The sequence below is a fragment of the Brevibacillus sp. SYP-B805 genome (assembly GCF_011059135.1).
GTDB lineage: Bacteria > Bacillota > Bacilli > Brevibacillales > Brevibacillaceae > Brevibacillus_F.
This window is the reverse complement of sequence record NZ_JAALGD010000005.1, coordinates 69,792-92,820: the sequence shown is the minus strand read 5'-3', so window position 1 is coordinate 92,820 and position 23,029 is coordinate 69,792. Positions and strand designations below refer to the sequence as shown.

Genomic DNA, 23,029 nt, shown 5'->3' with positions numbered 1-23,029 from the left:
GCCCCTCCTTCAATCGATTTCCAGCGCGATCCGGCTGCCTGCGCCCAGAGGCTCGGCCGGCGTGATCACCAGGCGCCGAGGCATGCGCACCCGCAACTCGGGCACATGGCTGATCAAGCCGATGGTAAAGTCGCTCATCCGCAGCCTTTCCAGCGCATCCATGACCACTTCCAGCAGCTCCGGATCAAGCGTGCCGAAGCCTTCATCCAGGAAAAAGAACTCCAGTCTCCCGCCCCGCATCTGTATCTCCACGGACAAGGCCAGGGCGAGCGCGAGCGATGTCAAAAACGTCTCCCCGCCGGAGAGGGTGCTGACCGGCCTTCTGATGCCGCCCGTCCCCTCGTCCCGCAGGACAAATTCGCCGTCATCGCCAAGCTCCAGCGCATAGCGGTTGTTCGTCATGCGCTTCAGATGATAGGAGGCATCGCGGGCGATGGCAGCCAGCCGTTCCTCCGCGATAAACTGGACAAACGCCTTGCCTTCAAAAAGCTTGCGCAGCTCTTCCAGACGGCTCTGCTCGTCCGCCGCGTCCTGCAGCTGCGCCTGCAGGGTCTGCCATTTCTCGTGGCTGGCCGTGATGTTGGTCACTCTCTCCCGCGCGACGGCTACGGCCTCCCGCGCCGTTTGGAGCGCTTCCTGCAACTCCGCCCATCCCTGCATGACCGACTGCCATTCCTCCGTGGTGATGGAGCGGCCCGCAAGTTTTTGCGTCAGCCGTTCCGCTTCGTAGGCAAGCTGGGTGCGCAGTGTCTGGAACTCGGCGATCTGCGCCTTCCACCCGGCAAGCTGCTCCCGTTCCCCGAAGAGCGCTTCCACCTGCTCGATCTGTTCAAACCCGTGCGCCCGCAGCGCCTGCTGCAGGGAGGCTTCCGCTTCCTCCCGCTGACGGGTCAGCTGTGCGCAAGCTTCCTCCGTTTTCACCAGCAGCGCATGCGCTGTTTGGCGCTGCTCGACGGCCTGGAGATGCTTCTGCTCCGCTTCGGCGCAAGCGCTGCGCAGGGAAGTCAGCCGCTCTTCCACGTCTGCGAGAAGCTGCGCGGCCTGCTGGCCCGCTGTACGCTCCAGCCAGCGGTTCCGTTTCTCCTCCCAGAGCAGCTTTCGCTCCTGCAGGCGCTCGCGCAGCGCCGCCTCCCGGATCTCCCTCTTCGTCCGCTCCGACTTGGCCTGTTCGGCTGCTGCCTTTGCCTGCTGCAGCTGCTCTTCCCGCTGCGCCCGTTGGTTCTTTAAATGCGCGCCCAGCTTGTCCAGTTCCGCCACGCGCGCATAGGCGGCTTCGATCTCCTCCAGCGGCATATCCGTGCACCGCGCCCGCAGTGATGCTTCCAACCGATCCGCCTGCCCGGCCGCTTCCTGCAAACGCTCCGCCAAGTGCCGCTGCTTTTCCTGCCATTCGCCCAGCACGGCCGCCTGCTTCTCATAAAGCGCCTTCTGTTCCAGCTCCCGTTCACGCTGCCGGGCGAGCAGGTCCCGCATCTCTTCCAGCAGCGCCTTGTGCCGCTCCCGTTCCTCCGTTTTGTGCCGCAGCGCCGCTTCCGCTTCCCGGTAGCGTTGGAGCAGTTGCTCGATCTCCGTTACCACCCAGGAGGGGCCCAACCGGCCGCATTCGGCGGCAATGGCCTGGATGCGGGCATCAAGCGCCGCCTTTTCTTCCGTCAGGGCGATTTTGCGCTGTTCGACGGCAGCCTGCTCCACCTTTGCCGCATGCCATTTCTCACGCGCCCCTGTGAGATCCTCCTCGGCCGTCTTCCATGCCGCCTCGGCCGTCTGCAGCCGTTCGTTCCATTCCTTCTCCTCCGCTTCCTGCCGGGCTGCTTCCGCCGCCGTCCAGGCCACTTCCTCCCCGTGATAGGGATGATGGGTGGAGCCGCATACCGGGCAGGCTTCGCCCTCGGCCAAGGTGCTTCGCAGCAGCCGGGTCATATTCTCCTTCTGCCAGGCGAGCCAAGCGGTGCGAAGCTCCTCCAGCTCACGCTTCTTCCCTTCCAGCATCTCCTCCGCTTCGGCCGCCCGCTGCCCCGCCGCCTGCGCCCGGGACGCGGCCGCCTGCCAGAGCGGTTCGTTCTCCGTCCATCTTCTCTGCCAATCTGCAAGGCGTTGGATCGCGTCGCGCCATTCCCGGCCCAGCGCTTTCACCTGCGCCAGCGTTTCGCGCGCCGCTTCCAGTTCCCGCTCGTCGGCGACCGGCTGCTCTTCCGCCTCGGCCAGGCGCCGCTGCGTCTCCTCCCGTTCGCGCGCGGCTTCCTGCCAGGAGGCAAGGAGCGTCTTCAGCTGCGCGTCTAGCTTATGTATCGCTTTCTCCGCATCCGCGCACTCCCGCTCCAGCTCCCGCTGCTTCCCAAGCTCCCGTTCCCACGCCTGCTTGGCATCACGGAGCTCCTGCAGGTAGGCGCGCCGCTGCGGACTGACGGTTGCCTCCTGCAGCTTGCCGTCCAGTTCCTTCAGCTCCGCCTCCCATCCGGCGATCTCCTCTTCCTGTCGGCCGATCTGTTCCGTCAGCAGGGCAAGCTCTCCCTGCAGGGCAGCCAGTTCCTCGCTGCCCGCCGTCAGCTCCGCTCGCAGCGCCGCCAGCTCTTCTTCCAGCTGCACGGCTTCTGCCAGCTTGCTTTTCTGTTCGATCAGGCGAGGCTCGTCCGTCCGCAGCCGCCCCGCAGCCGTTTGATAATCCCGCTCGCTCTCGGCCATCCGGTCGACAGCCGCGTCATGCTCGCGCCGCCGCGCCTGCAGCGCCTCTTCCGCCTGCCGCCACTCCTCGTCCAACTGCCGGGCTTTCTGCACGAGCGGCCACACCTGCCCGCTGGCTTCCACCGCCGCGACCCTGGCAGCCAGCGCCTCCATCTCCTCCTTCTGCTCCTCCAGATCAGCCAGACGCTGGCGAATGGCCGCAAGCTCTTCCTGCCATCCATGGATCTGCTCGGCTTCCCGCCTGCGCTCCTCCAGCTTTTCCTGCTGGTCGCGATACAGCTTCTCCTGCCGGCTGGCCGCTTCCCATTCCTCCTTCGCCGATGCCAGGGCTTCCGGGCCGACATCGCCGAGCGCGGCAAGCTCCAGCTCCAGCCGATGCCGCTCCTGCCTGTTTGTTTCGTAGGCGTCGCGGAGGCGCTCGTTCAGCTTTTCGCCATATTCATGCAGGTTGAACATGCGCTGCAGCATGTCATTGCGCTCGCTGCTCTTCAGGGTGAGGAAACGGGCGAACTGCCCCTGCGGCAGCACGACCGCCCGGGTGAAGTCCTGCAGGGTGAGGCCGATCAGGTTCTCGACGGCCGCCGTCACGGCATTGGCCTTGGACTCGATCACCCTGTCCTCTTCCTCCGGCCCCCGGCCGCATTCGATCAGGCGCACTTCCGGCTGCCGCCTGTTCCCCTTCCTGTCCAGGCCAAATTCCCGCTCGATCGTGTAGCGGCGCCGTTCGCCCTCCTTTCCGATCTCGAAGGTAAACGAGACGAACAGCCGCTGCTCCAGCTGGTTCAGCGCTTCGAGCGGGTGGGATTTCCCGCCCTGGCGGACAACCTGTCCATACAGGGCCAGCGTGATCGCATCCAGAATCGTCGACTTGCCGCTTCCCGTCGGCCCAAAGATGCCGAACAATCCCGCTTCACAAAGCTTTTCGAAATCGATCTCCTGCAGTTCCCGGTAGCTGTGCATGCCGGAAAGCTTCAAGCGTATCGGCTTCACTCCCGCTCCCCTCCTTCTGTCTCCCGGGCGGACGCCATCAACCGGGCAAACAGCTCTACCACCCGCTGATCCGGCTGGACGCCGCGCTTTCTTTCATAAAAGCGGCGGAACAGCTGCTCGGGGCTCAGTTCTTCCCGCTTGCCGGCCGCCTGCGCCTCCTGCTTCTCCTCCTCATCGCGCACCAGCACGCGCTGGATCTTGACGAAATCGTCGCTCAGCTTGCGCAGCCGCTGAAATTCCGCCGGGTCGATCGCCTCGCTCACCACCAGTTCCAGCTCGATCCACGCGCCTGCGTCCCGGCCCTCCGCCAGCCACTTCTCCACCTGGGCGATGCCCTCCGTCGCCTTCCAGCGCGCCAGCGGACGACCGCTCGCCAGGTAGACGATCTCTTCCCGGACAGGCTCCCCCGGAATGACGTCGACCACCACCACCGCTTTGCTCTGCCCCGCCTCGGAGAAGCTATAGGCCAGGGGGGAACCGCTGTAGCGAATCAGCGGCGCGTCGCCCAGCTTCTGCAGCCGGTGCAGATGCCCCAGCGCCACATAGTGGGCGCTGGCGGGGAAAGCGGACGGCGCCACCGTCAGCGCCCCTCCGATCTGTATCGGCCGCTCCGACTCGCTCTCCATGCCTCCCATGACGAACAGATGGCTGGTGACCAGATTGACCGTATCCTCCCGGAACTTTTGCGCATACTCGTTCATCAGGCGGGCGATTCTCTCCGAAAAGGCCTGCTGCATCTCTTCCTGCGTGAAGCGCTCGCTAATCAGTTCCTTCAAGCGGGACTCCGAGGGATACGGCAGGGCGATCACCACCGCGTGATGCGGGACGCCGGGGATGGCCAGCTCAAACCAGGAGGGTCCGGCTTCGATGATCCGCACCCGTTCCTCTCCTGCCGGGGGAGCGCTCACAAACGGCGCTTCCTTCGGCAGTCCCAGCAGCACGATGCCATGCTGGTAGGCAAGCGGTGCCGCCGCGCGCACCCTCTCCGGCTGGTCATGGTTGCCCGCGATCACGACCACACCCCTCTTGCCGCCTGCGGACAACCGCTCCAGCGCATCGTAAAACAGCTCCTCCGCCCAGGCAGGCGGGTTGACCGAGTCGTAGACATCCCCAGCGATCAGGACAAGATCCACGCGCTTCTCCTCGACGATCTGCACCAGTTCATCAATAAAAGCCGTCTGTTCCTCCCGGCGGTCCCGCCCTTCCAGCGTTCTGCCGAAATGCCAATCGGCCGTATGCAATATGCGCATCCGCAGCCTCCACCTCAATCGATCATTTGTTTGCTTCTTCATTGTACCAAAAGACAGCGGGTTGGAGCCGCATGAAAAAAACCGCTTCCGACGAACAGCCGGCAAACGGTTGGCATGAACAGCAGGAGAGGGCTTCAAAATAAAAATGGCTGCCGATTTTATCGACAACCTCAGAATGAGGACGAACGTTTTATTGTTTAGCGAGGTTTCGCAAGGAATGTATCATTTCTCCAATCCACAGGCCGGCGGACTGCCGATCGATCAAACAGCATGGTGTGATGGGGCCAAGCTCGCTCCTTTGACGACCAACTCAGCGAAGAAACGTAAGACGCGGGGCAACAGGGGGCGTGAGTCTCACTTCGCTGAAACACCCAGATGTTGAGCCCCCTGCCCGCGTCGCGTTTCGGAGCGGACATGGCCAACTTCTTCGCGGGTCGTCAAGAGAGCGAGCAGGAACCAACACCCATGACTTGACCAGCTTATCGGCAGCCCGACCGTTTTTTTCTATTCCCGCCCTCTGCTTACGTCAGCTGCGGGGCTTTTCAACACCTGCACGCACAGATAAGCGAGCGTGCCGAACAAACAGGTGATCACCATCGAATGAAAGATCGTCGCATACAGATGCATCTTGAAAAAGACGACCAGTCCGCCGCTCAGGATCTGCAGCGTCATCAGCAGCGCGGCGAGAATGCTCCCGACGTACAGGTCGCGCCGTGTCTCGCGATAGCGGCGAATCGCATGGACCGCGCCGCTGATCACCAGGAAAAACAGCAGCGCGGCGCCCAAGCGGTGGAGAAAATGAATGCCCGTCTGTCCCGTCAGTTCGGGAATCAGCTTCCCGTTGCACAGCGGCCAGTCCGTGCCGCAGCCGCCCATCGAGCCGGTGTGTCGCACATACGCCCCCAGATAGACGACTCCGTAAGCATAGATGGTGACCGCCCACACGTAGTTGCGGAATCCCCGGCCCGCCCGCTGCTTCAGCAGCCGCTCCAGCTTATGCCGCTGCAAGACGAAAATGGTCAGCATCAGCACGCCGGTAAAGGCCAGCAGCGAGAAGCCAAAGTGCAGCGCCAGCACCGGCGATGACTGCGGCCATATGACGGCCGATGCCCCCAGGAGCGACTCCAGCACGATGAAAAAGAGGCCGAATATCGCGAGACCCTTCACTTCCCGGTTCCCTGGGAATCGCCGCCAGGCCGCAACCATAAAAACAATGACGACAATTCCGCTCAGGCCCGTGGTGACCCGATGGGTGTACTCAATGATGGAAGCGAGTGTATATTCAGGGACCCATTTGCCGTTGCACAGCGGCCAGTCATTGCCGCAGCCCATCCCGGAATTCGTCTTGGTGACGAGCGAACCGGCGACCATCACCACAAACATGACGAGCGTCGCCGCTATCGCCAGCCATCTCAGCGATCTATCCATACCTTTCCCTCATTTCCTGCTGCCATGCAACTCTCCACAGAGAAACATCCCTTGCCGCGCAAGAGATGTTGCCTGCATGTCCGTTTTCGACCGGCTTCCTACAGCAATACGCTCAAGATCACCGCACCGCAGAGGACGGTCAGATAGATCAGCGAATATCCAAACAGCTTCTTCGCCCAGGCGAGATCGTCCTCCGTCTTGAACCCCTGCATTAACAGAACCAGATAGATCAACCCCAGCACAAATGCTGTCGCCAGATACAGGAGGCCTACCTCGGAATGGTGATAGAGGAGCAGGGAGGCCGGAAGCAGTGCCGCGCCGTAGAAGAACATCTGCCGCTTGGTTTCATAGAAACCCTTCACGACCGGAAGCATCGGGATTCCGCCCGCCCGGTAATCTTCCACCTTCATCATGGCGAGCGCCAGGAAGTGCGGCGGCTGCCAGAGGAACAGAATCAGGAAGAGAAGCCACGCCCCCAGATCCATGCTGTTGGTCACGGCCACCCAGCCGATAACCGGGGGAGCCGCACCGGAAATGCCGCCGATCACGGTATTCAGGGAGGTGACCCGTTTCAGCGGCGTGTAAATCAACACGTAGAAAATATGGCCGACCAGGCCCCAGACCGCCGCCAGCGGATTGGCAAACACCGCCAGCACGATCAGACCGGCCACCAGCAGCGCGATCCCGATCGCCAGCGCATTGCGCGGGTGAATTCTGCCCGACGCAATGGCGCGGTTTTTGGTCCGCTTCATCTTCTGATCAAGCTCGCGGTCATAAAAGTTGTTCAGCGTCGCACCGGAAGCAATAAAAAAAGCTGAGCCAAGCAGCGTAAAAATCATCAGCTTCAGATCCGGCATGCCCTTCGCCGCCAGCCACATCCCGGTGAACGTCGTCATCAAATTGGATATGGTAATCCCCGGCTTTGTCAGGTGAAGATAATCCCGCCAGGTTGCCGGTGTTACCGTCTCTATTTGCATGGACGATTCCGTACCGATGGACTCTTCGTAGGTTGCTTGTTGATCCAACTGGTTACCCTCCTAACCGGCATAGCAAACTGGGATAATGCCAACGCTCGCCTTATGCCTGTCAACGTCCAGGCATCGGTGTAATCCCGATACCCATTGTAGCCAATCCCAGCAGTGGGGTCAACTTCACACGGCTGGGAATGAACCCCCTTGCTTTCTTTAGTGTAGCAAATGTTTCGCCGTTCACGAACGGTCATTCTTGACAATCTTGCAACATATGCACACGCCGATTTTCTCCCCGATGCCGCACCAACCGCTGGCGGCAGATGGAGCTCCATCAAGGAAAAAGACCGCTCTGCCCATTGGTCAGCAGCGGTCTTTCCCGTTTGTTCACCAACCCAAGATCACCTTGATTACGCTGTCCTGAGTTCCCCCCGGATACAGCACATACAGCAGGACATACACCGTGACCCCTGTGATCGCGGTGACAAACCAGATGATGGCCGTCCACGGCCCGATCCGTTTATGCCGGTCAAACTGCTTCTTGTAGGCACGATACAGGGTGATCAAGCCCATAACGGCCGCCACCGTGGCAAGCACGATATGAAAGACCAGGAAGATCTGGTAGTACACTTTCACATCGTCGGGTCCGCCAAACATCGTGTTGCCGACGAAAGCCGTCCGGGAGACGTAGGTCAGAAAGAAAAGGGTTGCCAATACCGATCCGACGGTCATCCATTTTTGATGGGCTTCCCGGTTCCCCTTGCGAATGGAGACCCACCCCACCGCCACAAAGATGGCGCTCAGGGCGATAAACGAGGTGCTGATGGTAGGCAGTATGAACGTCGCCATATGCTTCCTCCATGATGTCAGGGAGATTCGTTATGCCCGGCTCTTGCTGTCACCGGTCTTCGCCGCGAAAATCTCGGCAAATTCCATCTTGTCCTTCTCCCGTTCTTTTCGATACCAGGTAAAGAATGTGTACGCCAGGACGGAACCGTAGACCCCTTCCTGGATCAGTTTCATCAGGATGCCGCCCAGCTTCTGGTCATCAAGGGCGGTATGGCCGGGAATCAGCTCCGGCACATGGCTGTAGGTGGTGTACAGCAGGCTGCCCGAAAAGATGATCAAGGCGCATGCCGGGGTGATCAGGACGCTGTTGGCAAAGATATAGGCGATCTTGCGCAGCTCGGACAGCTGCGTCTGATCCGACAGCGGGCTGACGATCGGCCACCACATCATGAAAGCCGCCAGCAGCAGTCCCACGTGATACGCGGTCATCGCCGTATGGTTCACCGCCATTTCATCAAAGATGAACGGCAGATGGTAAAACGAAAACAGCAGGTTGAACGCCAGCGCACCCACGATCGGATGGGTGAAAACGGCAAGGATTTTCCGTGCCACACGCGCCCGGAAAACCGCCTGCAGCAGCCACTCGGGCGTCCCGATCAGCAATAGCGGCGGCACCACCAGATACAGAAACGACTGCTGCACCATATGGGCGCTGAACAGATACTGATGCCCGTAATAATTCAGCGGGCTACCCTGCGCGATGTAAAAGAAGGCAAGGCCCAGCAGAAAAACCGTTTTCTTTCCGGAACTGACCGGTGCCGCTCCTTCAAAACTGCTGCGCCACGGTCCCACGATCACCAGATAAAGGACAGCAGCCAGGACGGTGAGCAGAAAGATATCAGGACTCCACATGCCGAAAAACCCGGGATCGACCGTGTGCCCGCCATGTTGATGCTGGGGCATTCGTCAAACCTCCTCTTTGTCATGAAAGAGCTGAACGGGATTGTGCTGACCTGTCCCAAAAGAAAGGGGGGCAATCCTTATCGCCCCCGACAAAACCTACCATACCCAGTAAACAAAGGTAAAGATCATAAACGCGATGACAAAAATACCTGCGTAAATCCCGACGCGCGGAAACTCATGTCCTTTTTGATCCAGATGCATCCAGACATAAAGCTGGAAGAATGCCTGCACGATGGCCAGGAAGATGATGAACGGCACCGTGAATCCGGCCGGCACCACATCGTAGGCGACGGCGACAAAGGCAAGGATCGTCAGGATAATGGATGCCGCAAAAGCGACCAGATGACGCTTGGCGCCTTCTTTCTTGATCTTTGGTTTCCGTTGTGTCATATCCTGATTTGCATGTGCTGCCATTGGTTTAGGCCACCGCCTTTCCGCCAATCATCCCCATCAGGTAGACGACCGTGAAGATGAATACCCATACCACGTCGATAAAGTGCCAGTAAAGGCCCGCTACATAAAATTTCGGTGCGGTCACAACGGTCAGGCCTTTTTTGAAGGACTGGATGATCAGGGTCGTGATCCAGAGCACCCCGAACGCCACGTGGCCGCCGTGGAAGCCGACGAGCGTATAGAAGGCGGAACCGAAAGCGCTGCTGGAAATCTTGTGTCCTTCATGCACATAGTGAACGAACTCATAAATCTCCAGGCCCAGGAAGCCGAGGCCGAGGAGAACGGTCACGACCAGCCATGCCTGCACCTGCTTCAGATTGTGCTTGTGCAGGGCAAGGGTCGCGAACACGCTGGTCAGGCTGCTGGTCAACAAGAGGAAGGTTGCCCAGGCCACAATCGGCATTTCAAACAATTCTTTTGCAGTTGGACCGCCGTTTACCTGATCGCGCAGGGCGATGAAGGTAGCGAACAGCGTACCGAAGAGAACGGTTTCTCCCCCGAGGAAGAGCCAGAAGCCAAGCACCTTGTTCTTCCCTTCGAGGGTGGCTTTTTCCGGTTCATCCGGAAGCGCCGTGTGCAAAGCGTGATCAGCTGCCATTACGCCTTAACCCCCTTTTCTTCGATCTCGTCGGGTTCGATATGATAGCCATGGTCATCGTACAGGGAACGCAACAGCATGCAGAAGAGCGTGATCACGAGACCGATGATGCCCACGATGTAGGTTCCCCAGGTGCTTGCATACATGAAGCCGTATCCGGCGATAAACAGCCCGACAGACATGACGAACGGGATAAACGACGGCGACGGCATATGGATGGAGCCAAGCGGCTCGGCAGGCGTCATGCCCTTGTTTCCAGCCATTTTTTCCGTCCACAGCGCATCCAGGCCGCGAACCAGCGGCGTTTGGGCGAAGTTGTATTCCGGAGCCGGGGAAGGAATCGCCCATTCCAGCGTGCGGCCATCCCACGGGTCTGCCGGAGCGCGTTTCGCACTTTTCGCTGCCACGAAGATGTTGATAAAGAGCAGAATCGTACCGATCGCCATGCCAAGCACACCGATCGAACTGATGAAGTTGCCCAGTTCCAGATCCTGACCTTTCAGATAGGTGAAGACGCGGCGCGGCATCCCCATCAGGCCCAGGAAGTGCTGCGGGAAGAAGGTCAGGTGGAAGCCGATGAAAAACGTCCAGAAGTTCCACTTCCCGATGGTTTCATTCAGGAACTTGCCGAAAATCTTCGGCCACCAGTAGTAAAGACCGCCCATCAGACCGAATACCAGACCGCCGACGATCACGTAGTGGAAGTGAGCGACGACGAAGTAGGTGTCATGATATTGATAGTCGGCCGCCGGGTTTGCTAGCATAACCCCTGTCATCCCGCCGATGGTAAAGGTCGGGATAAACCCTACGGCAAACAGGTTGGCCGTCGTGAAGCGAATATGACCGCCCCACATGGTAAACAGCCAGTTGAAGATCTTGATCCCGGTCGGTACGGCAATCAGCATGGTCGCGATCCCGAACAGCGTGTTGGCAATCGGGCCGAGACCGGACGTAAACATGTGGTGAACCCACACCATGAAGCCAAGGAAGCCGATCAGGATAGTGGCGAACACCATGGAGCTGTAACCAAACAGCCGTTTTTTCGAGAAGGTGCTGACGATCTCCGAGATGATACCGAACGCCGGCAGAATCAGGATGTATACTTCCGGGTGACCGAAGATCCAGAAGATGTGCTCCCAGATCAACACGTTCCCGCCCGCATCCGGGTTAAAGAAGTTGGCGCCAAACAGACGGTCGAACATCAGGAAGACGAGACCAACCGTCAATGCCGGGAATGCAAACAGAATCAGCGCGGAAGTAACGAAAGATGTCCAGGTAAAGAGCGGCATGCGCATGAAGGTCATGCCCGGCGCGCGCATGTTGATGATCGTTACCAGGAAGTTGATACCCCCCAGCAGCGTACCCAGACCGGCGATCTGCAGACCCAGCACATAGAAGTCTGCCCCGAGCCCGGTAAATTTCGGGTTGGAGGCCAGGGTGGCATATGCCGTCCACCCCATGTTCGGCGCTCCGCCGAGAAGCCAGCTCGTATTAAGCAGCAATCCCCCGAAGAAGAACAGCCAGAAACCAAGCGCGTTCACAAACGGGAACGCCACATCGCGCGCGCCGATCTGAAGCGGCACGATCGCGTTCATGAATCCGAAGATCACCGGCATGACGGCCAGGAAGATCATCGTTGTACCGTGCATGGTAATCAGCTGGTTGAAGGTGTCGGCACCGACAACCTGCTGTTCCGGATACAAGAGCTGCAGACGGATGAGCAGGGCTTCAACTCCGCCGAACAGGAAGAAAATGCCACCGGCCAAGAGATACAGAATCCCGATCTTCTTGTGGTCAACGGTGGTCAACCAGTCCCACAAACCTGACCGTTTCGGTGCTGCGTGTGTATGATCAGACACGGTTTTACCTCCTTATTGAACGTCTCGCAATGTGGTTGCCCGACTATTGGTTCACTTTCAGTGTAGACAGATATTCAACGAGCGCGTTGACTTGATCCGGGCTCAGATGCAGGTTCGGCATGGTGTTGCCCGGTTTCACCTGTTGCGGATCCGTCAGCCATTCCGCAACGAACTCTTTTTTGTTGTCACGGATTCCTGCCACTTTATGACGCTCGGCAAAATTGGTCAGGTTCGGAGCCAGCTTGCCCCCCTCGTTGCCGATCGCGTGGCAGCCCATACAGCTTTTCCGGAAAATCTCCTGGCCTTGCGCAGCCGCAGCAGTAGCCGTTGGAGCCGGCGCTGCTTCCGCCGCCTTCATCTTTTTCGCCCATGCGTCGAATGCCGCAGGTTCAAGCGCTTCCACCTTGAAATCCATCAAAGCGTGGGAGGCGCCGCACAGCTCCGCGCACTTACCGAAATACGTGCCCGGCTTGTCAGCCTGCAGCCAGATTTTATTGGTGAGACCCGGGTTCGTGTCGATCTTGCCGCCCAACGCCGGAATCCAGAAGGCATGGATGACGTCTGCGGAAGTGACGGTGAACTCGACCTTCTTGCCCGCAGGTATGTACAGATCCTGAGCGGTCACAATGCCGAGGTCCGGATATTCAAATTCCCACCAGAACTGATGCGCTGTCACCTTTACCTGCAGCGCGTCTTTATTGGAATACTCCTTCGCCAGATCGAAAGCGATGGCTACTGTCGGTACAGCCATGACGATCAAAAGCAGGAATGGAATGACTGTCCACAAGATTTCGAGCTTGTGGCTGCCTTCCACTTGCTTGGGAATACCCGTCTGCCCCGGACGTTGACGGTAACGGATAAGGACGTAGGTCAAAATAATGATAACGATCAGGAAGACGCCAGTCATAATCGAAGAAGTAAGCACCATCAGGAAGAACTGCTTCTCCGCAACCGGACCCTGCGGGATCAAGGTGGAAAGGTTCTCTTTCCCGCATCCCGTCAGCACCAGCGCCAATGCCATCAACATGGAGAGCAGGCGCCAGTTTCGTTGCCATCGACTCTTCATACAATTTAACCCCACTTTCTTTCGTGTTGTAATAGACCCAGCGGCAGAGCCGACATGAAATCTATTATTCCCTTTGCGCAACAGGCAGCGAGTCTTTTTTTTCTTTATCCATTATGATATCCAATAAAGAAAATAAATAGCAAACACGCCGCCATCCCCTTGAGTAAAGCGTCAACACCGACATGTCACTGCTCCCCCAAGCCCGCCTACATCACCAACACACTTTAGTATACAAAGAAAGTGGGGTGATATAAATCACTATTTGTTATAATTCTGTTAACAATTTTGTGGCAAATTGTTCACCAAATTGTTGAATGATCGGAGGAGTGTCTGGTGCATCACGCAGTCGCATTTGTCACCGGATCATCGTCGGGATTTGGCCTGCAAGCCTGCGTGGCGCTGGCCCGGGAAGGGTTTCGCGTGGTGGCGTCCATGCGCGATCCGGAAAGGCGCGGGCCGCTTGAAGAGGCGGCCAGGCAGGCCGGCGTAGCCGAAAGGATCGACATCATCTCCCTGGACGTGACCGATTCGCACAGTATCGCCAGCGCCGTTGCCTTCGCCATCGAACGGCACGGCCGCATTGACGTGCTGGTCAACAATGCCGGCATTGCCGTCGGCGGTTTTGTCGAGGAGATCCCCGAGGCTGACTGGCAGAAGCAGTTTGCGACCAATTTCTTCGGGCTGGTGGCCGTCACGCGGGCGGTGCTGCCTCACATGCGGCAGCGGCGGCGGGGCACGATCATCAATGTAAGCAGCATCAGCGGTCGGTTTGCTTTTCCCGGCCTGGCCCCCTACGCGGCGTCCAAACACGCGGTGGAAGGGTTCAGCGAAGCGCTGCGCCTGGAAATGCTGCCCTGCAACGTCTATGTGGCCTTGATCGAACCCGGTTCATACAAGACGGAGATCTGGGAAAAAAGCAGGCCGCAAGCGCCCGTCAATCCCCGATCGCCTTATGCCGCACCGATGACGGCGCTGAACAGGATCGTCAGCCGGATTGCGGAAACCGCTCCCCCTCCTGACGAGGTCGTCAAGCTGATCGTCCAGGTAGCCAAGGACCCTTCCCCGCGCCTGCGCTATCCGGTAGGCAGAAGTGTCGCGGTCGCGATCCTTGCCAAAAACCTGCTGCCCTGGCGTTGGCTGGAGAAGATGATCCTGCGGCGGCTGAGATTACGGGACGGAGGCTGAAGGGTTGATCGGTTTCTTTCCCGCACGGCTGTGTGAGAAATAGCTGTGCAGGATCATCCCGGCCATGACGAGGAGGATGCCGACGAGCGATTGTATGGATGGCAGCGGCGCCGACAGCCACACCGCTTCCAGCAGCACGGCAAACACCACTTCAGCCGACTGCGTGGCTTCCACGGCCGCAAGCTTCTGCGCATGTCCCTCCGTCATATCCGTCGCCTTGAAAAAGAGCGCCGTCGCGATCACTCCGGAGCTTAGCGCCACAACCAGCGACTGCGCCGCTTGCCCCGCGCTTGGAAGCCCCTCCGTCACCAGCCCGTACGCGGCAAGCAGCAGCCAGCAGGGCAAGCTGGCCAGGGTCATGCCGAGCAGCCGCTGATACGCATCGAGGCGCCCCTGCGCGATCGCGATCATTTTCCTGTTGCCCAGCGGATAGGCAAACGCCGCGACTACCACCGGCACAATCCCGTAGAGCGCTGCGCCCGGCGACAGGCTCCCCGCTTCTTCCATCTGCATGAGCCCTACTCCCACCAGAATGATCAGCGACATCAGCAGCCCCTTGACCGGCATGCGCTGTCTGGCCCGGCGCGTCCCTTCGGCCGTCCGGATCTCTTCATAGAAGAAAGGGACCAGCAGCGAACCGGCAACGATGGTGATCTGCCACGTACCGGCGATCAGCCACCCCGGGCCGTAGGCGGCTGCGAAGCAGAGCGGCCCGTAAAACAGTCCAAACCCGACGAAGCTCCACCCCAGCCAGGCCCCCGGATTCCCCTTCATCATGACAAACAGTTCCCGCAGGTTTCCGCGCACAGCCACGATGGCCAGCAGAAAGGGAACCATGAACAGATATCGCAGCGAGGCGCTCCAGATCCAACTGCCTCCCGACAGATCCATCGCCCGGTTCAGCACGAAGGTAAAGGTAAAAAAGAAGGCGGACAATATCCCCAGCAGAATGGCGCGCACGGCTTCCCCTCTTTTCCCGTGGTATCGATCCCGTATATGTACCCCATCCGGCGATTTCCTGCTTCCTCGCCCCTCACTGCGACTGCTGCCGCATGTCCGCCGCCTTCGGAAACGCAAGCGTGACCAGCAAACCCGCCAGCGCAATCAGCGCGAGCACCAGAAATACCCGTTCCAGCCCGTAGGCCAGCGCTTCGCGGACCGCCTGGAGCGTCTCCGGCGGGAGGCTCGCCGCACCATCCGGATGCAGCACCTTGTTGATGTCAAACCCTTGCGCCGCCAGATCGGCAGGCAGCCGCCCGGTCAGCGCATGGTTGAACAGCGTGCCAAACACGGCGATGCCCAGCGTCTGCCCCAGCGCGCGAATAAACGTGCTGGAGGCCATCGCCGCCCCCCGCAGATGCCAATCCACCGCCGAGATGGTGGTCACCGTAAACGAGGTGAACGTAAAGCCAAACCCGAAGCCGACCAGAAACATCATGACATACAGCATCCAGTGCGGGGTATGCACACTGATCGTCGCCAGCCAACCCGCCGCAATCACCAGCGTGGCGGCCCCGATCAGGGACGTTTGGCGCGCGCCGATTTTGACCACCAGCCTGCCGCTCAACGAGGCCGCCAGCGGCCAGCCGATCGACATGGGCAAGAGCGTCATGCCCGATGCGGTAGCCCCCTGGCCGTACACGCCCTGAATCCACACCGGCAGATAGAAGGAGATCGCCACCAGCACGGATGAGAGCAGAAAACCGGCCGCATTGGAGACCGTGATCGCCCGGATTTTGAAGAGAATGAGCGGCAGCATCGGCTCCGGCGATTTCCACTGGATATAGAGGAATAGCGCCAGGCCGACAAGGGCCGCCGCGTACAGCACCACCATCAGCGGCGCCCCCCACGGATGGGTCGTTCCGCCGCTGAGAAGCGCATACAGCAGGGCGCTCATGCCGATGGTGAAGGCAAGCGCCCCCGGATAGTCGACATGCTTCCGCTTTTTCTCCAGATTCTCATGCAGATAGAGCCAGATCAGGATGACGGAGAGAATCCCGAACGGCAGGTTCATGTAAAAAATCCACCGCCAGGATACGTAATCGACGAGAAATCCCCCCGTCAGCGGCCCGAGGATGCCGGAAATGCCCCAGATCCCGCTCATATAGCCCTGGATTTTGCCCCGCTGTTCGAACGGATAGATATCTCCGACAATCGTGTAGGTAAGGGTGATCGACCCCGCCCCGATCCCCTGAACTGCCCGGAACCAGATCAGCTGCCCCATCGTCTGGGCGAGACCGGACAGCATGGAGCCGGCGAGAAACAGGAGCGTGCCTACGGCAAACACCACCTTGCGGCCGAACAGGTCGGCCAGCTTGCCATAGATGGGCGACGTCACAGCCGACGTCAGCATGTAGACGGAGACGACCCAACTGATCATCGTCAGCCCGCCCAGTTCCCCAACGATGGTAGGCATGGCGGTGGAGACGATCGTGCCTTCAATCGCCGCCAAAAACGTGGCGATCATCACCGCGATGGTGACAATGCGTGTGTTGGTAAGACGCTGCAAGATCATTCCCTCATTCCTTGTAAGAGTGCGGTATGGGACACACTCAGTTTCCTTTCATCGCAATGCTTTTTTTCATTTCGGCAAAAGCGGGCTGGCCGATCAGGCCGAGCCGCCAGATGGCGATCCCTTTCAGCCCGTAGCGCTTGACAAGTCCCAGCTTCGCCCCGACAGATTGCTCGTTTTCGCTGCCCATCGAGATGCCGAGGAGCAGCTTCTCTTTCGGCACTTCCGCCAGCGCCAGCCGGATCGCTTCATTAACCTTGGCGAGCGGTTCCGGCTGCTTCTCGTTTTCATAGGCGTACGCCATGACGATCAGCTCGTCCGCAAGCGCCCCCAGCGTGAAGTAGTCATATCCCTGATAAGCGCCGTTCAGCGGATGAAGCACCAGCGCCAGCTTCAGCCCCAACTGCCGCGCCTGTTCGGACAGGAGGCTGACAAATTCCGTATACTGCAGCTTCGCCTGGGCGGTATCCCCGTCCAGGCCAAGCCCCTCGAAATCCAGCGTGATCCCGGCAAATCCCTTTTCCTGCGCAAGCTGAACGATCTGCGCGATCGCCTTGTCCCGAAGCGTCCGATCAGCCTGCAGCTTGCTCAGCTCCCCGGTCCCGTCGCTGGCGAACACCATCAGATAGGGCGTCGTCCCCCCGGCCCTGGTCTCCGCCACGATCTTCTCCGGAGTAACCTCTCCGGCCGGCTGCGGCCAGTAAAAATCTTTGCCGGCCAGCGTCAGCCTGCCCTCCCCGTCAATGCGGCTCCAGCCGAACGACACCGCATCAAAGGAGGGAATCGCCGCCCTTTCCGCAAAGGACGAGATGGCATAAAACGCCATGCTGTACAGCCGCTTCGGCGGCGTTACGATCGACACCGTCTTCGTCGCGCCGTCCCAGCTTACCTGCGCGCCAAACTGATTGCTGAAGAAGCTGAGCGGAATCAGCGTGCTCCCGTTCACTTCCCGCGGGCTGACCGGCAGGGAAACCGCCTGACCGTTGACCAGCGCCACCGGTTTATTGAGCCACAAGCGAACTTCCTTGCTCTCCTTGCGCGCCGTAATCGATTGATCCTGCGGGTTCCACTGGACCTGGATGCCCATCGCTTCGGCGATCGCGCGAAACGGCACCAGCGTGCTCCCCTGCACGATCACGGGCTCGACCGGAAATGGCAGAGGGAATCCGTCGAGCAAAATGGATGTTTTGGCGGGAGCCGCTGCGGCGGCAGCGCTCGTGTTCCCCAACATGAGCGACGCGCTCAGGCAAAGCGCCGCTATCCCCCGCCAAACCTGTTTTTTCATGCCCATACCCTCCTGTTTGTCCGGGATGCTCGTTTCTTATAACAAGCCGATCATTTCCAGACCATGCCGGATCCCGCCTTCATCCACATGCTTGGTCATGAGATCGGCGTACGGTTTCAACTCTTCATGCGCGTTCCCCATCGCGATGCCGATCCCGACAAAGGCGAGCATCTCCTTGTCGTTGCGCCCGTCGCCGAACGCGACCGCATCCGCAGCCGCAATGCCCAGATGGTGCAGGAGCGCTTCGATGCCGCGGGCCTTGGAGCCGTTGCGCGGGAGAATATCCATGGCATACGGATGCCAGCGGACAAAGCTGACATCCGCAAAAGTATCCACAAAGTCCTTCTCCTCGCCTTCCGGACAGCACAGAAAGCCCTGATGCACCGTCTTCTTCCGGTAGAAGTCGGGGTCATAGGGAGGGATGGCAAGCTTTAAGTGGGAGAAGGCGTCCAGCACATAAGGATGGTTGTCGCGATTGGAGCTGAACTCCTCCGCGTTCAAAAACACCAGCGGATGGGAGCGGGCATCGGCCATCGCTTCAATCTCGGCCAGCGTCTCCGTTTTAAGCGTATCTTCGTAGATCACCTTGCCTTCGCATACCACGTAGGAACCGTTGAAGCTGACGTAGGTGTCAATGCCCAGTTCCGCCGCCAGATCCTTCAGGTGGTAGGGCGCCCGTCCCGTGGCGATGGCCGTCCGGATGCCCTGCGCTTTCAGCAGGCGCACCGCTTCCTTCGCATCCGCCGGCAGCTGTTTGTTGTCATTGAGCAGGGTGCCGTCAACGTCAAAAAAGACGATTTTCGCTGACATGTTTTCTCTCCTTCCAATATCTGTATCCACTTTCTCTCTCTTCCCTCTATCCTAGACGATTCCGGAGTGGCTGAAAATAGCAAATCTTGCTGCAACCGCATCAGCGGTCTTCGGCCTGCCACGCGAAAAGCCACCCTGCTCTCAACGGAGGCAAGGTGGCTCACCGGTTCCCCTTTTCCACGGGAAGTTCAGCCTGTTATGTTGATTGACGAACCGTGCCATGCAGCATCAGGAGGTGACCGGGCTCCGCTTTTTGAACCAGCCGCTCGGCACCACGTTCAGGTTCACGTTGATCTGCTTCACTTCCAGGTATTCCTCCAGCCCGTACGGTCCCAGCTCGCGGCCGATGCCGCTCTGTTTGTAGCCGCCCCACGGCGCTTCATTGAAGGTCGGATGGTATGTGTTGATCCAGGTGATGCCCGCCCGCAGCTTCCGAATGACGCGATGGGCCTTGGCCACATCGGAGGTAAAGATGCCGCCCGCCAGGCCGTATTTGGTCCCGTTGGCCAGGGCAACCGCCTCTTCTTCGGTCTTGAAGGTTTGGATCACCAGCACCGGGCCGAAAATCTCTTCCTGCACGATTTTCATCCCGGGATGGGTATCGGTAAAGATGGTCGGCTCCACGAAGAAGCCCCTGCCCAGCCCGTTTTCCGTCAAGCGCCTGCCTCCGCACAGGAGGGTGGCCCCTTCCCGCCTGCCTTCCTCGATATACCACAAGACCCGGTTCATATGCTCTTCACTGATCAGCGGCCCCATCTCCGTCTCCTCGTCCGTGCCGGGGCCGACGACGATCTGTTTCGCCCGTTCCACCAGTTCCGGGACGAAGCGGTCATAGAGGCTTTCCTCCAGCAGCAGACGGGATCCGGCGGAACAAACCTCTCCCTGGTTGGCAAAAATGGCAAACAGGGCGTAATCCACCGCCGTCTCGTAATCGGCGTCGGCAAACACGATGTTGGGGGATTTGCCGCCGAGCTCCAGGCTTACCTTCTTGATCGTATCCGCTGCCGCCTTCATGATGCGGATGCCGGTTTCCGTACCGCCTGTAAACGCCACTTTGTCCACCAGCGGGTGGCGCGCCATCTCCGCCCCCACCGTCTCCCCCGCTCCCAGCACCAGGTTGATCACGCCGGGCGGAAAGCCCACCTGGTCAATGATTTCGAACAGCCGGATCAGCGACAGCGGCGTCTGTTCGGCCGGTTTGATCACCACGGTACAGCCGGCCGCAATCGCCGGGGCGATTTTTTGCGTCGCCATGACCAGCGGATAGTTCCAGGGGATGATCTGCGCCACGACGCCGATCGGCTCCCGCACCACCATGGCCTGCATCTGATCGGGCACGTCGTAGGTTTGGCCGTGCGGTTTGGTCGCCAGTCCGGCATAGTAACGGAACTGGTTGACCGCGTCGCTCATGTCATAACGTGACTCGCGCAGCGGTTTGCCGTTGTTCAGCGTGTCCAGCCAGGCGAACTCCTCTGTCCGCTGCTCCAGCAGGTCCGCGATTTTCAGCAGCATCATGGCCCGTTCGCGCGCCTTGCTCTCCGCCCAGCCATCCTGATCGAATGCGCGGCGGGCCGCCTGGATCGCCCGGATAGTATCCTCCACGCTCCCTTCCGCCACCAGCCCGATGCGCTCCCCGGTGGCCGGATTGATCACTTCCCGGATCGCGCCGGTGGAAGAGGCCGCCCACTCCCCGTCAATATACATGCGCTGCACCGTGTGAAGATCACGGAGAAACTCCCGCCCTTTCATCCCATCTTCCTCCTCCTGTTCACGGGTATCCCACCCTCCTGAATTAACGCAATTTTCCGTCATCTATTATCATAGCATACCGGCCTCTTCCCACCATTTTACAAATGGACAGATTTTTTCATTCTTCCATGTTACATCTTGTCCAGCGATGCATTGGCCCTTATTTCCAATTGGTGCCAACTGCATTACCATAGGTACCAGAAGGCAAGCGGTTTTGCCGAGCGTCACTTTGACGGAACCGCGAAGAAGGAGGTTGCAAACCATGCGTCCAGCGCAAGAAATCCATGACCTGTTCCAGGCCGCCCAAGCAGGAGATGTTCAGCGGCTCCAGGAGATGCTGAGTGCCGATCCGGCGCTCGCCAATACGGAAAATGAGGATGGGCTCACCCCTCTGGGATTTGCCGCCCATTTCGGCCATCCCGATGCCGTCCGGGCTTTATTGGAGCATGGAGCCGACGTCAACGCCGTCTCCCATTCCACCATCGCCTACATCCCCTCCAATACCGCCCTGCATGCAGCCATTGCAGGCGAGCGGAATCTTGAGGTCATCCGGCTGCTTTTGCAGCATGGAGCACGGACCGATATCTTTGACAGCAACGGCCATACCTGTCTGCACACCGCCGCGTTCCATGATGACAACTGCGAGATTATCCGCCTGCTGATTGAACATGGGGTGCCCGTCAACGCACAAGCGGCGGGCGGCAAAACGGCTTTGGCCCTCGCCATCGAGAAAGGCAATCACAACGTTGCCCAACTGCTGCGCCAGCATGGGGCAAGCGAATAACAGGTGCGCTTCCGGCTGCCCGCCATTTTGCCAACCGGCTCGCCCGGCGAAACGTTCCCTTTTTTTCCCACGTCAAAAAAAAGAAAAAAGGGGGATGTCATCATGCAAAAACGTGTGTGGCCGGCAGCGCTCATGCTGGCTGTTCTGGCAGCAGCGGGGTGCAGCAGCAGCCAGCCGCTGCAACGCGCAACCGCGCCTCAGGCCGGCAGCCAACAGGCCGTCCCGATTGAAAGCCCGCAGATGAATACCGTTCGTCACGATTCCGCCTCTGCCGCTCCCACTCCCAATACCAAGGCCGGACTGCGAAGAGCACCCAACGGAGCCGAGTATGATGCCATGTATTTCAAGCACTACGGCACCAATCCGTTTGTTTCCACCGACGAGGACCATCTCTCCACCTTTGCCGTCGATGTGGATACCGGCTCGTATACCGTCGTCCGCAATTATGTGTCCCGCGGGTCGCTGCCGCCCGAGGAAGCCGTCCGCGTGGAAGAGCTGATCAATTATTTCCCCGCCTCCTATCCTCCTCCCCAAAACGATGTCTTTCGCATCCAGATTGACGGCGGGCAGTCGCCGTTTGGCAAGGGGTATCACCTGCTCCGCATCGGCATTAAGGGCAAGGAGATCGCCGCAGAGAACCGAAAGCCCGCCCGCCTCGTCTTCGTGATCGATGTGTCGGGTTCCATGGCGCGGGAAAACCGGCTGGAGCTGGTGAAAAAAAGCCTGCGCGTGCTGGTCGGCCAATTGAACGAGGACGATCAGGTGGGCATTGTCGTATACGGCTCCCAAGGGCGCAGGCTCCTCGAGCCCACCTCCGTCCGCCACAAGGAAAACATCCTGCAGGCCATCGACTCCCTGGCGCCGGAAGGATCAACCAACGCCGAAGAAGGGCTGCGGCTCGGCTATGCGATGGCCGCGGATGCGTTTGATGAAGAAGCCAACAACCGCGTCATCCTTTGCTCGGATGGCGTGGCCAATGTCGGCGAGACCGGTGCCGAGGGCATCCTGCAGGTAATCGGGCAGTATGCCAGACGCGGCATCATGCTGAACACCTTTGGTTTCGGGATGGGCAATTACAACGACGTGCTGATGGAACAGCTGGCCGACAAAGGGGACGGCACCTACGCCTACATCGACAGCTTTTCCGAAGCCCGGCGGGTCTTTGCCGAAGCGCTGACCGGCACCCTGCAGACCATCGCCAAAGACGTAAAGGTCCAGGTTGATTTCGATCCGCAAAAAGTGGAGCGTTACCGCCTCCTTGGTTATGAAAACCGTGACGTGCGCGATGAAGATTTCCGCAATGACAAGGTGGATGGAGGCGAGATCGGCTCCGGACATACTGTAACGGCCCTGTATGAAGTCAAGCTGAAGGATGGGGTTGACGATGAATGGGGCACGGTGCGCCTGCGTTATCAGGACGTCGACACGGGAAAAGGAAAGGAGATTGCCCAACCGATCCGGATCGGCAAGAGCATGCCGCGCGACCTGCAGTTCCTCGCAGCGGTGGCGGAGTATGGCGAGATCATGCGGGGAAGCTACTGGGCCAGGGAGGGCTCCCTGCAGAGCGTGCTGGCATTGGCCGAAGCGACCGCATCGGGTGCAGAGCAGCTGGAGTTCGTCCGGCTGGTGAAGGACAGCATCGCGCTGAAACAGTGAGT

At 59.5% G+C, this 23,029-nt stretch carries 18 protein-coding genes; 3 read left to right on the top strand and 15 right to left on the bottom strand.

The window, feature by feature from the left end:
* Nucleotides 1-9: 9 nt before the first annotated feature.
* The 10 genes from G3578_RS08255 to coxB form a co-directional block, all read right to left on the bottom strand.
* Entirely contained in the window at nt 10-3,672 is a 3,663-nt protein-coding gene (locus G3578_RS08255) for an AAA family ATPase (protein WP_165211273.1), read from the bottom strand.
* Entirely contained in the window at nt 3,669-4,922 is a 1,254-nt protein-coding gene (locus G3578_RS08250; RefSeq protein ID WP_165211270.1) for an exonuclease SbcCD subunit D, read from the bottom strand. The genes G3578_RS08255 and G3578_RS08250 overlap by 4 nt, the downstream gene beginning before the upstream one ends.
* Nucleotides 4,923-5,426: 504 nt before the next feature.
* Nucleotides 5,427-6,350: a COX15/CtaA family protein gene (locus tag G3578_RS08245; protein WP_165211267.1), complete on the bottom strand. Its 924-nt coding sequence runs from the start codon at nt 6,348-6,350 to the stop codon at nt 5,427-5,429.
* Between the two features lie 98 nt (nt 6,351-6,448).
* Complete coding sequence (cyoE, locus tag G3578_RS08240) at nt 6,449-7,375, bottom strand: heme o synthase (protein ID WP_206529572.1); 927 nt, start codon at nt 7,373-7,375, stop codon at nt 6,449-6,451.
* A gap of 330 nt (nt 7,376-7,705) precedes the next feature.
* The gene (locus tag G3578_RS08235) at nt 7,706-8,167 is read right to left on the bottom strand and encodes a DUF420 domain-containing protein (RefSeq protein ID WP_165211264.1); all 462 of its coding nucleotides are present in this window, start codon (nt 8,165-8,167) and stop codon (nt 7,706-7,708) included.
* Nucleotides 8,168-8,197: 30 nt separating this feature from the next.
* A complete protein-coding gene (locus G3578_RS08230) occupies nt 8,198-9,070 on the bottom strand; it encodes a cytochrome c oxidase assembly protein (RefSeq protein ID WP_206529571.1) in 873 nt (290 codons plus the stop codon).
* A 96-nt stretch (nt 9,071-9,166) separates the two neighbouring features.
* Nucleotides 9,167-9,484 carry a cytochrome C oxidase subunit IV family protein gene (locus G3578_RS08225; protein WP_165211261.1) on the bottom strand — a complete coding sequence of 106 codons (318 nt, stop codon included), beginning with the start codon at nt 9,482-9,484 and terminating at the stop codon, nt 9,167-9,169.
* A gap of 4 nt (nt 9,485-9,488) precedes the next feature.
* The gene (locus G3578_RS08220) at nt 9,489-10,121 is read right to left on the bottom strand and encodes a cytochrome (ubi)quinol oxidase subunit III (protein WP_165211258.1); all 633 of its coding nucleotides are present in this window, start codon (nt 10,119-10,121) and stop codon (nt 9,489-9,491) included.
* Nucleotides 10,121-11,980, bottom strand: coding sequence for a cytochrome c oxidase subunit I (gene ctaD, locus G3578_RS08215; RefSeq protein ID WP_165211255.1), 1,860 nt, complete (start codon nt 11,978-11,980; stop codon nt 10,121-10,123). The genes G3578_RS08220 and ctaD overlap by 1 nt, the downstream gene beginning before the upstream one ends.
* Nucleotides 11,981-12,023: 43 nt before the next feature.
* Nucleotides 12,024-13,046 carry a cytochrome c oxidase subunit II gene (gene coxB / locus G3578_RS08210; protein WP_165211252.1) on the bottom strand — a complete coding sequence of 341 codons (1,023 nt, stop codon included), beginning with the start codon at nt 13,044-13,046 and terminating at the stop codon, nt 12,024-12,026.
* A gap of 330 nt (nt 13,047-13,376) precedes the next feature.
* Between coxB and G3578_RS08205 the strand changes: the two genes are divergently transcribed.
* Nucleotides 13,377-14,231 (top strand): SDR family oxidoreductase, encoded by an 855-nt coding sequence (locus tag G3578_RS08205; RefSeq protein WP_165211653.1) that lies wholly within the window; start codon nt 13,377-13,379, stop codon nt 14,229-14,231.
* On the opposite strand, the gene G3578_RS08200 is transcribed toward G3578_RS08205, so the two are convergent.
* The 5 genes from G3578_RS08200 to G3578_RS08180 all read right to left on the bottom strand — a co-directional run bounded on the left by G3578_RS08200 (nt 14,214) and on the right by G3578_RS08180 (nt 20,587).
* Nucleotides 14,214-15,191 (bottom strand): multidrug resistance efflux transporter family protein, encoded by a 978-nt coding sequence (locus tag G3578_RS08200; RefSeq protein WP_165211249.1) that lies wholly within the window; start codon nt 15,189-15,191, stop codon nt 14,214-14,216. The genes G3578_RS08205 and G3578_RS08200 overlap by 18 nt on opposite strands.
* 73 nt (nt 15,192-15,264) lie before the next feature.
* A complete protein-coding gene (locus G3578_RS08195) occupies nt 15,265-16,746 on the bottom strand; it encodes an MDR family MFS transporter (RefSeq protein WP_165211246.1) in 1,482 nt (493 codons plus the stop codon).
* Nucleotides 16,747-16,783: 37 nt separating this feature from the next.
* Nucleotides 16,784-18,028 (bottom strand): stalk domain-containing protein, encoded by a 1,245-nt coding sequence (locus G3578_RS08190; RefSeq protein WP_241254524.1) that lies wholly within the window; start codon nt 18,026-18,028, stop codon nt 16,784-16,786.
* A gap of 36 nt (nt 18,029-18,064) precedes the next feature.
* Nucleotides 18,065-18,838 carry a Cof-type HAD-IIB family hydrolase gene (locus G3578_RS08185; RefSeq protein WP_165211240.1) on the bottom strand — a complete coding sequence of 258 codons (774 nt, stop codon included), beginning with the start codon at nt 18,836-18,838 and terminating at the stop codon, nt 18,065-18,067.
* A gap of 228 nt (nt 18,839-19,066) precedes the next feature.
* The gene (locus tag G3578_RS08180) at nt 19,067-20,587 is read right to left on the bottom strand and encodes an aldehyde dehydrogenase family protein (RefSeq protein WP_165211237.1); all 1,521 of its coding nucleotides are present in this window, start codon (nt 20,585-20,587) and stop codon (nt 19,067-19,069) included.
* Between the two features lie 262 nt (nt 20,588-20,849).
* Here G3578_RS08180 and G3578_RS08175 point away from each other — a divergent pair, with 262 nt between their 5' ends.
* Together G3578_RS08175 and G3578_RS08170 are read left to right on the top strand one after the other, a co-directional pair.
* Nucleotides 20,850-21,371: an ankyrin repeat domain-containing protein gene (locus G3578_RS08175; RefSeq protein WP_165211234.1), complete on the top strand. Its 522-nt coding sequence runs from the start codon at nt 20,850-20,852 to the stop codon at nt 21,369-21,371.
* A 102-nt stretch (nt 21,372-21,473) separates the two neighbouring features.
* Entirely contained in the window at nt 21,474-23,027 is a 1,554-nt protein-coding gene (locus G3578_RS08170) for a vWA domain-containing protein (RefSeq protein ID WP_165211231.1), read from the top strand.
* The last annotated feature ends 2 nt before the right edge of the window (nt 23,028-23,029 follow it).

What these genes read in the sequence shown, in the direction of transcription:
- G3578_RS08220 (WP_165211258.1), bottom strand. Translation starts at nt 10,121, where the DNA reads ATGGCAGCTGATCACGCTTTGCACACGGCGCTTCCGGATGAACCGGAA.
- G3578_RS08170 (WP_165211231.1), top strand. Translation starts at nt 21,474, where the DNA reads ATGCAAAAACGTGTGTGGCCGGCAGCGCTCATGCTGGCTGTTCTGGCA.
- G3578_RS08190 (WP_241254524.1), bottom strand. Translation starts at nt 18,028, where the DNA reads ATGAAAAAACAGGTTTGGCGGGGGATAGCGGCGCTTTGCCTGAGCGCG.
- G3578_RS08235 (WP_165211264.1), bottom strand. Translation starts at nt 8,167, where the DNA reads ATGGCGACGTTCATACTGCCTACCATCAGCACCTCGTTTATCGCCCTG.
- G3578_RS08185 (WP_165211240.1), bottom strand. Translation starts at nt 18,838, where the DNA reads ATGTCAGCGAAAATCGTCTTTTTTGACGTTGACGGCACCCTGCTCAAT.
- G3578_RS08225 (WP_165211261.1), bottom strand. Translation starts at nt 9,484, where the DNA reads ATGGCAGCACATGCAAATCAGGATATGACACAACGGAAACCAAAGATC.
- G3578_RS08250 (WP_165211270.1), bottom strand. Translation starts at nt 4,922, where the DNA reads ATGCGCATATTGCATACGGCCGATTGGCATTTCGGCAGAACGCTGGAA.
- G3578_RS08245 (WP_165211267.1), bottom strand. Translation starts at nt 6,350, where the DNA reads ATGGATAGATCGCTGAGATGGCTGGCGATAGCGGCGACGCTCGTCATG.
- G3578_RS08195 (WP_165211246.1), bottom strand. Translation starts at nt 16,746, where the DNA reads ATGATCTTGCAGCGTCTTACCAACACACGCATTGTCACCATCGCGGTG.
- coxB (WP_165211252.1), bottom strand. Translation starts at nt 13,046, where the DNA reads ATGAAGAGTCGATGGCAACGAAACTGGCGCCTGCTCTCCATGTTGATG.
- G3578_RS08230 (WP_206529571.1), bottom strand. Translation starts at nt 9,070, where the DNA reads ATGCCCCAGCATCAACATGGCGGGCACACGGTCGATCCCGGGTTTTTC.
- G3578_RS08175 (WP_165211234.1), top strand. Translation starts at nt 20,850, where the DNA reads ATGCGTCCAGCGCAAGAAATCCATGACCTGTTCCAGGCCGCCCAAGCA.
- G3578_RS08180 (WP_165211237.1), bottom strand. Translation starts at nt 20,587, where the DNA reads ATGAAAGGGCGGGAGTTTCTCCGTGATCTTCACACGGTGCAGCGCATG.